The organism is Butyrivibrio sp. AE3009 (assembly GCF_000420845.1).
Classification (GTDB): domain Bacteria; phylum Bacillota; class Clostridia; order Lachnospirales; family Lachnospiraceae; genus Butyrivibrio.
Genome location: NZ_ATVS01000005.1, coordinates 86,549 through 102,791 on the forward strand (window position 1 = coordinate 86,549; position 16,243 = coordinate 102,791).

The 16,243-nt window shown below is 47.1% G+C and carries 15 protein-coding genes; 10 read left to right on the forward strand and 5 right to left on the reverse strand.

Annotated elements, in window-relative coordinates; all coding sequences use genetic code 11:
- The first annotated feature begins 23 nt into the window (after positions 1-23).
- Positions 24-323: an ATP-dependent Clp protease adaptor ClpS gene (locus tag G588_RS0104320; protein ID WP_022777533.1), complete on the forward strand. Its 300-nt coding sequence runs from the start codon at positions 24-26 to the stop codon at positions 321-323.
- A 1-nt stretch (position 324) separates the two neighbouring features.
- Positions 325-2,541, forward strand: a complete 2,217-nt coding sequence (locus tag G588_RS0104325) for an AAA family ATPase (protein ID WP_022777534.1) — start codon at positions 325-327, stop codon at positions 2,539-2,541.
- A gap of 38 nt (positions 2,542-2,579) precedes the next feature.
- Here G588_RS0104325 and G588_RS22380 read toward each other — a convergent pair whose 3' ends face one another.
- Positions 2,580-2,744, reverse strand: coding sequence for a hypothetical protein (locus tag G588_RS22380; protein WP_022777535.1), 165 nt, complete (start codon positions 2,742-2,744; stop codon positions 2,580-2,582).
- Positions 2,745-2,871: 127 nt separating this feature from the next.
- Here G588_RS22380 and G588_RS0104335 point away from each other — a divergent pair, with 127 nt between their 5' ends.
- The 4 genes from G588_RS0104335 (at position 2,872) to G588_RS19130 (ending at position 5,762) form a co-directional block, all read left to right on the forward strand.
- Positions 2,872-3,909: a M42 family metallopeptidase gene (locus tag G588_RS0104335; protein ID WP_022777536.1), complete on the forward strand. Its 1,038-nt coding sequence runs from the start codon at positions 2,872-2,874 to the stop codon at positions 3,907-3,909.
- Positions 3,910-4,046: 137 nt separating this feature from the next.
- Positions 4,047-4,262 carry a hypothetical protein gene (locus G588_RS19125; protein ID WP_022777537.1) on the forward strand — a complete coding sequence of 72 codons (216 nt, stop codon included), beginning with the start codon at positions 4,047-4,049 and terminating at the stop codon, positions 4,260-4,262.
- 130 nt (positions 4,263-4,392) lie between these two features.
- On the forward strand, positions 4,393-5,103 hold the full coding sequence (locus G588_RS0104345; protein ID WP_196804938.1) for a mechanosensitive ion channel family protein: 711 nt from the start codon (positions 4,393-4,395) through the stop codon (positions 5,101-5,103).
- A gap of 44 nt (positions 5,104-5,147) precedes the next feature.
- Entirely contained in the window at positions 5,148-5,762 is a 615-nt protein-coding gene (locus G588_RS19130; RefSeq protein WP_022777539.1) for a thymidine kinase, read from the forward strand.
- A gap of 168 nt (positions 5,763-5,930) precedes the next feature.
- On the opposite strand, the gene G588_RS0104355 is transcribed toward G588_RS19130, so the two are convergent.
- Positions 5,931-6,392, reverse strand: coding sequence for an Hsp20/alpha crystallin family protein (locus G588_RS0104355; RefSeq protein WP_022777540.1), 462 nt, complete (start codon positions 6,390-6,392; stop codon positions 5,931-5,933).
- Between the two features lie 467 nt (positions 6,393-6,859).
- Between G588_RS0104355 and G588_RS0104360 the strand changes: the two genes are divergently transcribed.
- The gene (locus tag G588_RS0104360; RefSeq protein ID WP_022777541.1) at positions 6,860-7,117 is read left to right on the forward strand and encodes a hypothetical protein; all 258 of its coding nucleotides are present in this window, start codon (positions 6,860-6,862) and stop codon (positions 7,115-7,117) included.
- Between the two features lie 296 nt (positions 7,118-7,413).
- Positions 7,414-8,469, forward strand: a complete 1,056-nt coding sequence (locus tag G588_RS21235; RefSeq protein WP_022777543.1) for a hypothetical protein — start codon at positions 7,414-7,416, stop codon at positions 8,467-8,469.
- 40 nt (positions 8,470-8,509) lie between these two features.
- Here G588_RS21235 and G588_RS0104375 read toward each other — a convergent pair whose 3' ends face one another.
- From G588_RS0104375 to G588_RS0104385, 3 genes are all read right to left on the reverse strand, one after another.
- On the reverse strand, positions 8,510-9,055 hold the full coding sequence (locus G588_RS0104375) for an ANTAR domain-containing response regulator (protein ID WP_022777544.1): 546 nt from the start codon (positions 9,053-9,055) through the stop codon (positions 8,510-8,512).
- Positions 9,056-9,083: 28 nt separating this feature from the next.
- Positions 9,084-10,391: a type I glutamate--ammonia ligase gene (glnA, locus tag G588_RS0104380; protein WP_022777545.1), complete on the reverse strand. Its 1,308-nt coding sequence runs from the start codon at positions 10,389-10,391 to the stop codon at positions 9,084-9,086.
- Positions 10,392-10,647: 256 nt separating this feature from the next.
- Positions 10,648-11,979, reverse strand: a complete 1,332-nt coding sequence (locus G588_RS0104385; RefSeq protein WP_022777546.1) for an MFS transporter — start codon at positions 11,977-11,979, stop codon at positions 10,648-10,650.
- A 283-nt stretch (positions 11,980-12,262) separates the two neighbouring features.
- Here G588_RS0104385 and asnB point away from each other — a divergent pair, with 283 nt between their 5' ends.
- Positions 12,263-13,972, forward strand: a complete 1,710-nt coding sequence (gene asnB, locus G588_RS19140) for an asparagine synthase B (RefSeq protein WP_022777547.1) — start codon at positions 12,263-12,265, stop codon at positions 13,970-13,972.
- 104 nt (positions 13,973-14,076) lie between these two features.
- Positions 14,077-16,167, forward strand: a complete 2,091-nt coding sequence (locus G588_RS0104395; protein WP_022777548.1) for a glutamine synthetase III family protein — start codon at positions 14,077-14,079, stop codon at positions 16,165-16,167.
- Positions 16,168-16,243: the final 76 nt, after the last annotated feature.

Genomic DNA, 16,243 nt, shown 5'->3' on the forward strand with positions numbered 1-16,243 from the left:
AATCTCCCGGAGGAAGTTAAACTATGGCGACGAAAGGTCAGACCAGATCCCGCACCAGCAGTAGGATCAAGGAGCCAAAGCAGTTTAATGTGATAATGCATAACGACGATTTTACCACCATGGACTTTGTGGTGGAGGTGCTGATGGATATTTTTCACAAGGACAAGGTGAGCGCCCAGGCCATAATGTTGAATGTCCACAACAAGGGTCACGCAGCGGTGGGCAAATACCCCTATGACATTGCGGTCAGCAGGGTTGCGTTGGCACTTGAGAGAGCCAAACAACAGGGTTTTCCCTTTAGAATGACGGTAGAAGAGGCATAATATGGATCTTTCACAGGACGTAAGAATACTATTTGAAAAAGCAATAAGCTATGCCCACGACAATGGGTTTGAGTTCGTAACTCCAGAGACCATACTCCTTTTTATCCTGGATAATGAGGAGTTCAAGGTGGCTTTCGAGGAGTGCGGCGGCGATACGGCGGTGCTTAAGGATGCGCTTGAAGGCTACCTTGAGAGCTACGTGGAGAGGGTTCCCGGGGGTAATCCCCAACTGTCTGTCGGAACCAACAAAATGCTGAGCTTTGCCACCAACAGCGCCTACAGCAGCGGCAACAGCGAGGTTTGCATCAGGCACCTGATCCATGCCATGTGGAACCTGGAGGACTGTTATGCGGCCTACTACATGGAGCTGCAGGAGATAACGGAGCCACAGCTCTTGGAGCAGCTCACCGTATCCGATGACTACAACAGGGCCTATGGTAGGGAGGAGTCGGAGGAAGCCGTTAATGAGAAGGATGACTATGCCAACAGATGGAAGCTCTATGCTCCCTGCCTCAACGACACGCTGACGGACGTCAATCCCCTGATCGGAAGAGAGATTGAGCTGGAGCGCACCATTCAGATCCTTTGCAGAAAAGACAAGAACAACCCCCTGCATATCGGAGAGACCGGCGTTGGTAAGACCGCCATAACCTATGGTCTGGTACAGCTTCTTAACGAGGGCAAGGTCCCCGAGGCCATTAAGGGGGCCAGAGTATTTGCTCTCGACCTTGGCGGAATGTTGGCCGGAACCCAGTACAGAGGCGACTTCGAGAAGCGCTTCAAAAAAGTTCTTGCTGAGATCGGCAAGGAAGATAAGCCTATTATTTATATAGATGAGATCCACAATCTCTCCGGGGCAGGTGCTGTGGGAGAGGGCTCTTTTGATGCTTCTAACATGCTCAAGCCCTATCTGTCTGACGGACGCATCCGTTTCATCGGAGCTACCACCTTCGAGGAATATAAGAAATATTTTGAGAAAAACAAGTCCCTTACAAGGCGCTTCCAGAACGTGGAGATCAAGGAACCTACAGAGCAGGAAACAGTTGCCATTTTGAAGGGCCTTAAGAGTAAATACGAGAAGTATCACGGAGTAAAATATGCAAGCGGTCTTATGGAATATGCAGTTTCCATGAGTGCAAAATATATTAATGAAAGATTTCTGCCTGACAAGGCAATTGATATCATAGACGAAGCCGGATCCTACAGAAAACTCCATCCGCTGAAGCAGAAGGTTCAGACTGTGGATAAGGATGTTGTTAACGAGATCCTCACCAAGATCTGCCGCGTTCCCATCGAGACCGTGGAGACGGATGACACAGCAGGCCTGGCAACCCTGGAGCAGAGACTTAAGGGCAAAGTATTCGGCCAGGACGAGGCAATCAGTCAGGTTACCAATGCGGTTAAGTTCTCCAAGGCAGGCCTCATCGAGGAAAACAAACCTCTGGCAAGTCTTCTATTTGTCGGACCCACAGGCGTTGGTAAGACCGAGATTGCCAAGACCCTTGCCCAGGAACTTGGTGTGAAGCTGATCAGATTCGATATGAGTGAATACGGTGAGAAGCACTCCGTCGCCAAGCTTATCGGCTCTCCCGCAGGATATGTGGGCTACGAAGAGGGCGGTATTTTGACGGAAGCCATCAGGAAGACGCCTTCCGCAGTGCTGCTTCTTGATGAGATTGAGAAGGCCCATGCGGATATTTACAACGTTCTTTTGCAGGTGATGGACTATGCCACCCTCACCGATAATCAGGGCCGCAAAGCCGATTTCAGAAATGTAATAATCATCATGACTTCCAATGCGGGAGCCAATCGCCTTGGCAAGAGCGGTATCGGTTTTTACAGCGAGAGTCAGGATTCGTCGACGCTGATGGATGCGGTGAAGCACACCTTCCAGCCTGAGTTTAGGAACCGCCTTAACAAAGTGGTGGTGTTCAACAGCATGGACGATGACATGGCAAGTCTTGTGGTGGGCAAAAAACTTGGTGAACTTAAGGCTCAGCTTGCGGCCAAGAAAATTTCTTTTTCCGCTGATAAAAAAGCTAAGGAGCTGGTAAAAAAGAAGGGCGTAAGCCAGGAGTTCGGCGCAAGAGAGATAGACAGAGTTGTGAGAAATGAGATCAAGCCTCTGTTTGTGGATGAGATGCTGTTCGGAAAGCTTAAGGACGGCGGGAAATTGTCGCTGACGGTTAAGGACGGGGAATTTGTGATCAAGGTATAAGATTTCCTGAAAAAGGGCAGAAAAAAAGGCGGTGTAGCTTATTCACCAACCGCCGCTACAAGGGGCAACTGAGTTTCAACTGTGAAAGCCTCTGTTGCAACCTTGCCTTCGGGATCTGAAGTACGTTCCTGACTTCCTCCCCCCCACGCTGCAAAAGCGATCATGAAGATCACCATTGCAAAGATCACAAGATTTTGTTTCATAATTTCTCTCCCTCAATAGAAATCACAAACATCACATGGACTATATTAACACAGTAGCGTTGAAATAATAATTAAAAAACTATTAAATAAATTGAATTAAAATTATTATAGGAAGAAGGAAACGATAATGAGTTACGAAATTAACGAGAAAAGATTTTTGAAGGAGCTTGAAGCTGAGATGGCTATTGACTCTGTTACGGGGCAGTACCATGAGCTTCAGGATTATCTTCTTAAGGAAATAGAAGGACTTGGCTTTAAGACCTGGACTTTGCATAAGGGCGGCATCATGGTTGAAGCAGGCGGTGAAGGCAACCCTCTTTTGGTGACAGCCCACGGCGATACGATCGGACTTATGGTTCGCCACATCAATTCAGACGGAACTATCAAGGTGTATAAGGTTGGCGGACTGTACGCTTTCCACACAGAGCGTGAGAATGTGCGCATTCACACCCGCTCAGACAAGGTCATCACAGGCTGTGTTCAGAGAAAGAATGCTTCGGTTCATGTAACTGAGGATGAGCTTAGGAAAGAGGTTCCGGATTTTGACACCAATTCTTTTGTAGTATTGGATGAAGATGTAAATAGCGCTGAGGACGTAAGGGCTCTTGGAATTGAGGTTGGCGACTATGTTGCCTTAGAGCCCAGGTTCACAGTGGCTAATGGATATATCAAGTCACATTTCATTGATGACAAGGCTCTTGTGGCAGTTCTTATGGAGCTTCTTCATGACATCAAGGACGGTAAGGTCAAACTGGGAAGAAAAGTATATATCTACATTTCCTTCTATGAAGAGATCGGACACGGCGGATCCACAGTGCCCGAGGATGTTAAGGATTACCTTGCCGTTGACATCGCCTGCATCGGACCCGAGCAGACCAGCAGCGAGAAGAAGGTTACCATTTTCTGCCAGGACAGCCGCTTCCCTTACAATATCGATATGAGAAACGAGCTGGAGGACGCCGCAGCCAAGGCAGGTGCTGACTATGTTCGCGACAGCTTCACACCCCACTACGGAACAGATGCTGATCCGGCACTGGTAGCAGGCTTCGATATCCGTCATGGTGCCATCGGCCCCGGCACAAGAGCAAGCCACGGATATGAGAGAACTCATATTGATGCGCTGAGTAATACTTACAAGGTTCTTGCGCAGTATGTAGCTAAGTAAGTTAGTGGGGGCGGATATACAGCAAAAGGTGAGAATTCAGGTCCGGGATTATGGAGATTATGGCGAAAATCTTGGCGTTATGCTATACTTTGATATGGCTTGCGCCAAGTTTTTTTGTGTTAAAAAAGGAGTTTTTTATGGAAGAGCAGAAGCTTGAATACGAGGGCTATGAGGGCACCGTTTGTTATGATAAGAGCTGCGATTATTACACCGGGGAGGTTGTGATCGACGGCCGAATTTATACTTATGAAGGGGATACTCTCGAGGAACTTCGGGAGGATTTTGAGGACATCATCGATTCCATGATCGCCTTTGAGGAAATGGGAGACGATGAAGAGGATGACGAGGACTGATGTCCGAGGCAGAAGTATTATATAGTTTCAGGAGTGAGAGAAGTTGGATAAAAAAGTTTTAGGGGACGCCTTACAGGCATTTCTTAAGTATGTGCTGCCTTTTCTTGTGGCGTATATACTTAATTTATTAATGAATAAGTTTGTTAGCAAGGAGAGGCTTCGCGGTAAGCTTCATCTGATTTTCTTAAAGGGCATTATCATGGCTCTTTTCTGGGTTGTGGCAGCGCTGACAGCCCTTAGCGGAATTCCCGCATTTTCCAAAACCTGGGAGACGGCGATAGCTTCATCGGGAATCGCTGCTGTGGTGCTGGGTCTTGCAGCTCAGTCCACACTGGCAAATGTGTTTTCCGGAATCGCGTTGTCTGCATCAAGGTCAAGGCCTTTTGACATCGGGGACAGGGTTAAGATCGACTCTTTTGACCCGGGATATGTTGAAAATATCACCTTGAGACATACGGTTGTAAAGACTTATCAGAACGAGACACTGTACATTCCCAACTCCACTGTGGGAAGTTCGGTTATTGTTAACTATACTCAGGAGAGGTCTTTTTCCTATCCCATCGAGGTATCTGTGGCTTATGGAACAGATATGGAGAAGGCCATGGGAATTATGGCGGAGGCAATTGATTCTCATCCGATGCACTACGGACCACGTCCTACGGTGCTGTGCAGGAGCTGCGATGACAGCGGCGTGACGCTTAGGGCGCTGGTTACCACCAGGGATTACAAGGATAACCCGGTGACCTGCTCAGACTGCAGGGTTGAGGTTATGAAGAGGTTTGCTGAGGCGGGAATCGAGATACCTTATAACAAGCTGGTTGTTTATCAGGGAAGAGAGTGATTTTTTTTCGTTAAAAAATAATTATAAATTGGGGGAAGTATGTAATGGGAAAACTGTATTTCAGATACGGAGCAATGGGGAGTTCCAAGACGGCGAATGCGCTGATGGTGCGCTACAATTATCTTGAGAAGGGGCAGAACGCGATCCTTCTTAAGCCCAAGACCGAGGACAGAGACGGCGAGAAAGTGGTTAAGTCCAGGATCGGACTGGGTGCTGAGTGCATTTTTGTGGAGGATTTCCTTGAGGAAGTGGTGAACGAATGGTTTACCAAAAAGTCCGACGGGTGGAAGAAGCTTGACTGCGTTATCGTGGATGAGGCTCAGTTCCTGACAGAGGAGCAGGTGGATCTATTGGCAGAGGTTGTGGATAAGTACGATCTTCCGGTTATCTGCTACGGGCTTCGCACGGATTTTACCAGTCATTTGTTTACGGGCTCCAAGCGTCTTATGGAGATCGCCAACTACATCGAGGAAGTTCCAACGGTGTGCTGGTGCGGCAGAAGAGCCCATTTCAATGCCAGAGTTCATGACGGCAAGATCGTCAGAAGCGGCGAGCAGATCATGATGGGTGGCAACGAGTCTTATGTTTCTGTGTGCAGGAGGCATTTCCTGTCTGGGGAAGTTACCGGCAACAGGGAAAGAGATATTGAAGAAAATTGATGAATTTTCCTCTCTGGGGAGGTTACTGGAAATAGGAAAAGAGAGATGTAGAAGAGAAGCGAAGAGATTAATTTCTCCATAGACAGCCCAGGCCCAAGGTATCCGGCTGACAACAAGCATTTCCAAACGGATACCTTGGGACTGGGCGTAATTAAGGGGGATTACACTTTAATCCTTAACTTCAATGCGGATGGGCTCGTCCTTCTGTTCTACGGCTTCTTTCTTGGGAAGGCTGACGGTCAGGACACCGTTCTTGTACTGAGCGATGATATCCTCAGGCTTAAGTCCTTCTACACGGAAGGATCTCTGATAAGAAGAGCTTCTTCTCTCTCTGCGGATGTACTTGCCCTGTTCATCCTTCTCATCCTTGTTCTCATTGTGAGAAGCGCTGATGGTAAGAACGTCATCTTTAAGATCAATCTTGATATCTTCCTTATTGAATCCGGGGAGCTCAGCCTCCAGCTGATATCCGTTCTCCTTCTCAATGACATCGGTCTTCATAAGTCCGGTCATATTGTCAAACTGCCTGTTGCAGTTCCTGTAAGGTCTCTCCTCACCGAACATTCCATTAAAGAAATTGTCCATATCATCGAATACGTCATTGTTACTCCAAAGCATAGGCATCAACATAAGTCCTCACTCCTTTTCTATAGTAAATTTTGAATAATTAGCACTCTCGTTAGTTGGCTGCTAATTTCTTGTTACAAGTATGTTATAGAACAAGTAGCACAAAATGTCAACACATTAATTTCTAAAGAATTTATAAACTATATTTGAGTTATACAATAAACAGGGGGAGTAAAACAAAAGACGCAGCCGTGTGGGTGGCTGCGTCTTCCGTGCTATGAAAAAGTATCTGTGTGGGATCGAAAGAAATGTGTGGGTGTTCCTCTCGATGTATTTATACTAATTCTGTAACCTAAAAATAACCTTAAAGTTCCTGAGCAAAATGTGTTTTTTCTGTGATTTCCCAAAGGGACCCGCTTGTCAGACAGGTAGTACTGTGATATATTATATGTAGTAATCAAAACTACATGAAATGAATTCGAAAACTATTTTAGTCAATCCGATTTCATATCCATATATAGGAGGGGCCTATGAACAGCAGAGAACTTAAGGAATATTTCAAAGAGCATCTTGTACCATCCAAGCTTTACAAGATCGGTGGACATCACAAGAACAGAATCTGCCTCGACAAGACAGAGAGCGGCTGGCAGGTCTTTTTCCAGGATAAAAAAGAGAAGATTGGAGTAATGAACTTCGTTGACGAAGCCTCCGCCTGCAACTCCATGAAGGACGAGCTTCGCAAGCTCATGGAACAGCTTTACGGAATCACATGGGCTCCTGCTAAGTAATATACGGGCACTAATTTAATACATGTAATTACAGCCGGTTGATTTAGGTCAGCCGGCTTTTTCTTTAACCATGCGATTGTTGCTTCCCCGTTCTCCTATCGATAAAAAGTCAGAATATTTAGTCTTTGTCTTCCGGGGTAAAGTACAAAGTCCCCCTGCCGATATAATATGTAGCTAGCGGGATTCACTTCTTTTGTCTCCCAAGCAGGAAAAGTGAACTCCTCCACTAGGATGCGCATGTTATGCCTCATCCCATAGCTTTTCGCGTCCTCTTTTTTACCAAAAAAGGAGGCTTAATGAGGATTGCACAAAGTAATGTAAATCTTGTATCTTCTCATAAATACTATGAGGAGAATCTTGTGTCGGTTCAGACCGGCGTTCTTTCCAGAGATAGCTTTCTGGACTCACTGAAGGAGCAGGAAAAAAAGAGCTACGATACCCTGGAGCTGACCGGCTCCGAGGGCGATGGAGAGATGGTAAGGAGTGAGGATTATACTGCCCTAAAGCCTGCAAAGAGCCAGTATCTGACGCCTCAGGAGGACAGCTTGCAAAAACAGATCGCAGAGCTGCGGTCCACGCTCCTTGATAAAATCCTGAAACTCCTTCGGCTCCTTGGAGGAGAGAATCAAAGCAGTCACTACAAAGGTCTCATAGATCAGACATCTCAGATGCTTACAAATAACAATTTTGTGAAAGTGACACAGATAACAGCCAGCCATATCGAGGAGGAATCCACCACTTTCAGCGGACAGGGAACAGCCCTCACCGAAGATGGGAGAGTGATTGATTTCGGGGTTAGCTTTTCTATGTCTTCCAGGTTTATGGAATATGCGTCGATGGATATTGCTTCGGCTGTGGGATTTATCGATCCTCTCGTTGTCAACGTGGGCAGCGACATCACCAGCATCAGCGACCAGCATTTTTACTTCGACCTTGACTGCGACGGCACCAAGGACAACATCGCCAGCCTCGGTGCAGGTTCCGGGTTCCTTGCCTATGACAAAAACGGCGACGGTATAATCGGCGACGGATCAGAACTATTTGGCACCAGAAGCGGCAACGGCTTCAAGGACCTTGCAGTCTATGACAAGGACAATAACGGTTGGATTGACGAAAATGATGAGATCTACGAGAAGCTCAGCATATGGCTTAGAAATGAAGATGGAACAGATTCACTTCTTTCCCTGAAAGAAGCAGATGTAGGCGCCATCTATCTCGGCAGCGCCTCCACAGAATTCACCCACCGCGGCATGGATTTTGGCATATCCGCCATGACCCGCTCCAGCGGCCTCTTCCTCAAGGAAAGCGGCGGCGTCGGCACCGTCCAGCAAATCGATCTTGCCGCTTTGTGAACATTCTGTGATTGGGGTCTGACCCCAAATTAATATTTAATCAAATATTACGCAGGGAAATTATCATCTCTGCGGTTTCTAACATGTTGGTGCCGGAGTCCATGGCGCATTTTTGGAGGTATTTGTGGGCTTCCGGCTCCGTCATGTGATGACGGTCCATGAGAATCTCCTTGGCTGCAGCGATGGTCTTTTTGTCCTCATCGCTGCGGGCAAGGCGCTTTTCTTTTGCCTTTTTGCGCTTTCTTGCAACGCCCTCCAGCATCAGCTCAAGGGTGGAAAAAAGGTCTGATTTTTTGATCGGTGTGGGTAAGTATACGAGATTATCGGAGGTGAAGTCAGGGGCCTTGTCGGGACCTGCTATCATCAGCATCTGAAAATAGCCGGGAAGATCCTCGGCAAGCTCGGAGTAGAGCATGTCACTTAAGCGATAGCCACATATAATGACACCGCTTCCAAGATCCTCCATGGCGGACAGCGCCTGTACACCTGACGTGCAGGTTTTCACGGAATCATATCCGCCACGGCTCAATATGCTTTTGAAATTCATAACGTCTGCCTGTTTGGCAAAAGCAACGATAATGTTCACTAAATAGCGCCCCTGACTAGTTTACTGGTTAGAAAATATTAAGGTATTTATTTATTTCCCACTGGGTTACGCAAGTGCGGAAATCCTTCCACTCAGCCTTTTTGGCCGCAAGGAACTTGGTATAGATGGGATCACCCAGAATCTCTTTTACAAAAGGATCCTCAGAGTAAGCGCGGATGGCTTCTCCCAGGGTCAGAGGGAGTGTGTCGGGCTCGTTCTTCTGAGCGGACAGCTCCGGTGGAGGAGTCATTTTTTTCTCAATGCCTTCCATACCAGCGGCCAGAATAAGGGCCAGGGCAAGGTAAGGATTGCAGGTGGCATCGGGGTTTCTGATCTCAATCTTGGTACCGCCGGCGCGCCTTGCCGGAATCCTGATGAGAGCACCTCTGTTGGATGATGCTGAGGACCAGGATACATTTACCGGGGCGTCAAATCCCGGAACCAGACGCTTGTAGGAGTTGACAATGGGGTTGGTAACCAAGGTCATGCCTTTGACGTGGGCCAGAACACCTGCGATAAAGGAAAGAGCTGTATCGGAGAGTTCTGAAGTACCGTCTTTTATAAAAAGATTATTGCCGGCATTGTCTTCTGCAATGATATTGAGATGCATTCCTGAGCCGCTGATACCCTCTGCGGGCTTAGGCATAAAGGTGGCATAAAGGCCATGCTTCTTGGCGATAGTCTTAACGGCCATTCGGAAAGTCATGACCATATCTGCGCTCTTTTCCGCCTCGGTCTCTTTGAAATCAATCTCATGCTGCGCAGGGGCAATCTCGTGATGAGAGGATGAGATGTCAAAACCCATTTCCTCAAGATTAAGAATGATATCACGTCTTACGTTTTCGCCCTGATCTGCAGGAGCTACGTCAAAGTAGCTGGCCTTCTCATGAGTCTTGGTGGTAGGCTGGCCGTCATCGTCATAGTCAAAAAGGAAAAACTCCGGCTCGGGATTAACTTTGAAGTTGATGCCCATCTTTTTGGCCTTCTCCGTTACAATCCTAAGGATGTTTCTGGAATCACCAAGGAAAGGCTTGCCGTCTGATGTATACACGTTGCAGAACATTCTGGCTACTTTGCCGGACTGGGGACGCCAGGGATAGATGTCAAAGCTGTCGAGATCCGGGTAGAGATACATGTCGCTCTCATCGCTTCTGGTGAAGCCTTCGACAAAGACACCGTCAAACATGCACTCGTTGTTAAGGGCGCTCTCAAGCTGGCTTGCAGCAATCGCAATGTTCTTCGGAACACCGAAAATATCGCAAAACTGCAACCTGATAAAAGCCACGTCTTCCTCCTCGACGATGCGGTAGATATCCTCTTTTGTGTACTTGCTCATTTTTACCTCCGTGGGAACTTATTTGAACATTGATGTTGTATTGATAATTTTGAAAAAAAGGACGCAGAAACAAGAACAGTTAGTTCTGCTTCGGCGCCCTTGCCTATTCGCTCATATTCTTTTTACATACTATACAGTTTGCCTGCAAATGTCAATGTTCAGACCTTCTTGGAAAATTTTTTTACAAAGAATCCAAACACATTGCGGACAAGCGGACCTGCAAAGAAAATCTGCTGGCACAGTGCCATAGGGAAATTCACTCTGCAGCGTTGATATGCTCTCTGTTAGCCAGAACCAGCGGAATCAGCGTCATCAGAAGAATAAACACGCCGGCAAGAAACAGCGTATTTGTTGGCAGGTACTCCGTGAAGCCATATTCATCCACGAATTCGCCGCTGGTCTTGATGATCGGATTGGAGATAAGAGGCGCAACAACCATTGGAATCAGCACGTAGAAGATGATGCGTATCCCTTCGAACTGTCCTCTTGCATCCTCAGGGTACAGGCGCTTGGACCATACAGTGATGGTTTGCAGGAAAAGAATATAGCCGATGCCCACAAACAGCACTCCGGCCAGAAGGTGCGGATTCCAGATAGTGGACGGATTAACATTGGACGGTGATACGAAAAGCCCGATGATAAAAAGGCCAACTGAATTAAGAAGGATTGCCACCAGGATCAGAAGAGAGGATCTGTCTTCGCGGATAAGTTTGATGGCAGGGATTGTGGTGAACATGGCAAGAAGAAGGCCTACACCCTCGATAAGGCCCATCATGTCTGCGGTGAAGCCCAGATAGTAGATCATGAAATTACCAAGGTGTGAAAAATAAACGTTGAAGGATATGAAGTACACCGCCAGCATCAGGTTGACGAAGACTAGTTCACGGTGCTGAAGGTACTCTTTTACATTAAATATGGAAATGAACTGATTTGCGAAAGAACCTTTTTTGGATGGCCTAAGGCTCACGGAGTCTTTCATGCCAAAAAGAGAAATCAGGCCAAGTGCGATAACAAGCAGTCCTATAACGACAAAGAGTCTCATGTAATTATCGTCGGAGCCTACAAGGAATCCGCCCAGGACAGTTCCTGCGATGGTGCCGATCACAGGCTGGACAGCCAGCGCAGCTCCGAGGGATCCGGAATTTTTTTCATTCATGTGGTCGTTGATCCAGGCGTTAAAACCTATATCATTTCCCATTGAACCAAAGAAGCTCATGATGGCGTCGGCAGCGATTACAGCAAAAGCAACGCCGATAAGAGCAGCTTCGTCACCGCTTTTGTGTTTCAGGAACTGAGTGGTTCCGAAGAGGATGGTAAACACACCCCACAGGATATAGCCGATGGCTACGAGGCTTTTTCTGTTTCCCTTTCTGTCAGAAACGCAGCCAAAAAGAAACGTTGAGATTGTGGTTGCCGTTGCGGAAATCGCCAGCATCCATGAGATTATCGTCGGATCTTTGGCAATCTTGGCATATACGAAGGTGTTAAACCACTGATTTTCCATATTCCAGCACAGCTGCCCGGCAAGGCCAAGGAGCCATACCAGCGACCAGAATCCAAGCGTGTTTCTGCTTACGTTTTTACTCATCGGAATCCCCTCCCAATACTATTCATACATATATCATACTATATGAAAGGATAAATGTGTCCAAATTGTGATTGGGGTCTGACCCCAATTTTGGATAAAAAAAATCAATAAAAAGAGGTTGACAGAGATTCACAACAGGAATAATATGTAAAACATAAATTGTATACAGGAATACAAATTAAGTCGACAATGGCGTTGACGGAAGGCTCGAAACGAGCATTCTGTCAGCGCTTTTTTCAGTTTATAGAGATTGTATACAGGCTGTACAATTCAGGAGGTAAATATGTGTTCAATATTAGGAACAACTTCCAAGACAATTTCAAAAGAAGAACTTAAGCCTTACTTCGACAGAACCATCCCGAGAGGACCGGATATGTCCAAGCTCATTGAGACCCCCATCGGTTACCTGGGATTCCACAGGCTGGCGATCATGGGACTTCATCCCGAGGGAATGCAGCCCTTTGAGCTGGATGGAAACATAGCTGTATGTAACGGCGAGATCTACGGCTTCCGCCAGATGAAAAAAGAACTTCAGGAGAAGGGCTACAGCTTCATAAGTGATTCTGACTGTGAAGTTATCCTTCCTCTTTATAAGGAACACGGAACAAAAATGTTCCCGATGCTGGGTTCGGAATTCGCGGTTATCCTATACGACAGCGAGAAGGAGACACTTATCGCAGGCCGCGATCCCATGGGAATCAGACCTCTCTTTTACGGACATGATAAGAGCGGAGCGATAATGTTTGCTTCAGAGGCCTGCAACCTTGAAGGACTGTGCAAAGAAATAAAGCCTTTCCCGCCCGGACATTATTACCTGAGGGGCCACTTCCACAAGTTCGAGGAACTGACAGAGCTTAAGTCAACGCTCTACTGGAGAGATGCAGACTTCGAGCCCAAGGATAAAGAGTCGCTGTACTCAACCTCAGATGTGGAGACAGCCTGCAAGGGCATCAGAGAGAGATTCATGAAGTCGGTCAAGGACAGAATGGACGCAGACGCTCCTCTGGGATTTCTTTTATCAGGCGGACTTGATTCCAGCCTTGTATGTGCCATCAGCCAGAGACTTCTTGATATTGAGGCCAGAAAGACCGGACACAAGGCAAAAAGAATTCGAACCTTCGCCATCGGAATGGAGAAGGACGCCATCGATCTTAAGTATGCAAAAGAGGTTGCAGATTTCATAGGAAGCGATCACACCGAAGTCTTCATGACACCGGATGAGGTTATCAGAGAACTTCCTAATGTAATTAAGCTTCTTGGAACCTGGGATATTACAACGATCAGAGCCAGCATGGGCATGTACCTTTGCTGCAAGGCCATCCATGAGACCACAGATGTGAGAGTTCTCATGACCGGCGAGATCTCAGATGAGCTCTTTGGTTACAAGTACACCGACTTTGCACCGGATGCCGAAGCTTTCCAACAGGAGGCAAAAAAGAGAGTTGATGAGCTCTACATGTACGATGTGCTTCGCGCCGACAGATGCATAAGCGCCAACAGCCTTGAAGCAAGAGTTCCCTTCGGAGATGTTTCTTTTGTCAAATATGTAATGAGCATCGATCCGGAGATTAAGATGAATAAGTACGACATGGGCAAATATCTGCTGAGGCATGCCTTTGAAAAAGATAATCTTCTTCCGGAGAACATCCTCTGGAGACAGAAAGCAGCTTTTTCCGATGCCGTAGGACACAGCATGGTAGACGACCTGAAGGCCTTCGCAGAAGCCAAGTACACCGATGAGGAGTTCGAGACAAGAAGAAAGAGATATGACTACTGCACACCGTTTACCAAGGAAAGTCTTCTCTACAGAGAGATCTTCGAGGAGTTCTATCCCGGACAGGCACCGATGATCAAGGATTTCTGGATGCCCAACAAAGAGTGGGAGGGCTGCAATGTCAACGATCCTTCCGCCAGAGTTCTTTCCAACTACGGCGATTCAGGTGCACAGCTTGAGGCAGTTGAAGAAAAGAGCCAGTTAACCAAGGCAGTATGAATTAAATAAAATAGTATCAGTCAATGGGGACTGTTTTCACCGGTACAAAAATGTGTGCCGGGTGAAGACGGTCCCTGTTTTAATAAAATACGGAGGAGAAAAATATGAAAACAGAAGCAACACATTTACCAGAATTGTTTGGCAGCTATGTTTTTAACGAGGAGACAATGAAAGAGCGCCTTTCATCTGCTTCCTTCAAGGAGTGGAAGAAATGTATCACAGACGGTACACCACTTGAGCTCACAACTGCAAATGAGATTGCGGAATCCATGAAGCAGTGGGCAATCGAGAAGGGCGCAACACACTATACACACTGGTTCCAGCCCATGACAGGAGTTACAGCCGAGAAGCACGACAGCTTCATCGATCCTGTTGGCGGCGGCAAGATCATGATGGACTTCTCCGGCAAAGAGCTGGTAAGAGGTGAGCCCGATGCATCAAGCTTCCCTTCAGGCGGCCTTCGTGCTACCTTCGAGGCAAGAGGCTATACAGCTTGGGATCCCACAGCTTTTGCCTTCGTAAAAGATAATTCACTTTACATCCCTACAATTTTCCTTTCCTATTCAGGTGAGGCCCTTGATAAAAAGACTCCGCTCCTTCGTTCTATGGACGCTGTAAGCAAGCAGTCAATCAGAATCTTAAGGCTCTTCGGAGACACAGAGACCAAGCGTGTCACAGCACAGTGCGGTCCCGAGCAGGAGTATTTCCTTGTGGACAAGGCTCTTTACAAGCAGCGTGAAGACCTGATCATGACAGGAAGAACTCTTTTCGGAAACAAGCCTCCCAAGGGGCAGGAGCTTGAGGATCACTACTTCGGAGCTATCAAGCCCAGGGTTGCAGCTTACATGGAGGATCTCGACAACGAGCTCTGGAAGCTTGGCGTTCTGTCAAAGACCAAGCACAACGAGGTTGCGCCCGCACAGCATGAGATGGCGCCTGTTTACTCAGATGCCAACACAGCTTCCGATTCCAACCAGATTGCAATGGACATCATGAAAAAAGTTGCAGACAGACATAACTTCGTTTGCCTCCTTCATGAGAAGCCTTTTGCAGGAGTTAACGGCTCCGGTAAGCACGACAACTGGTCCATCGGAACAGATACAGGTAAGAACCTTCTTAAACCCGGCAGCACACCTAGCCAGAACGCACAGTTCCTTCTTTTCCTGGCTGCCTTTGTAAAAGGTGTGGATGAATATCAGGATACCTTAAGATGCACAGTTGCATCCGCAGGAAACGATCACAGACTCGGCGCGCAGGAAGCACCGCCTGCAATTATTTCTATTTTCCTTGGTGATGAGCTTGAAGCGGTGGTTGAATCAATCATCGAAGGCAAGCCCTACAAGGACGGTGGCAAGAAAAAGATCCAGATCGGAATTGACGTACTTCCTTCAATTCCTCAGGACAACACAGACAGAAACAGAACATCACCCATGGCCTTCACCGGCAATAAGTTTGAGTTCCGTATGCTTGGTTCATCCCAGTCAATCTCAGGTCCCAACATCGCCCTGAACACTATCATGGCTGAGGAGCTCAAGCAGTTCGCGGATAAGCTTGAGAAGTCCAAGAACTTCCAGGAAGATCTTCAGAAGCTCATCAAGAAGACTTTTACAGATCACAGAAGAATCATCTTCAACGGAAACGGATATGATGCATCATGGGTTACAGAGGCTAAGAAGCGCGGACTTTCAAACCTTATATCAACAGCTGATGCGCTTCCTCACTACAACGACAAGAAGGCAGTTGACCTCTATGTGGGCAACGGCGTTTACACCAAGGGTGAGGTTGAGGCGAGAGCGCTTATCCATGCTGAGACCTACAATGCCAAGATCGCAATCGAGGCTAACACAATGCTGGATATGATCCGCAGACAGATCCTTCCTGCAGTATCATCCTACGCCGCAGAGCTTTGCGACCGTATGGCAACCCTCAAGGCAGCAGGCTGCGTAACAGCTTACGAGACAGATACTTCAAAAGAGGTTGCAGTTCTCACCGATGCTCTTATGAAGCAGTGCCAGAAGCTTGCTAAGGACATGGACAAGGTTCCCGAGGATCCTTGGAAGGCCCTTGCATACTATCACAAGACAATCATTGCAGATATGGACGCAGCAAGAAAGTCAGCTGATGCGTTAGAGCTTCTTGTGGATGAGCAGTATTGGCCATTCCCTGTATACTCAGATTTACTGTTCTCCGAGTAATTGTGTCTATTATGTGAATGGGGTCTGACCCCACTCTTATATTCGCTGTATATTTGTTGATCAAAATTTAAATTGG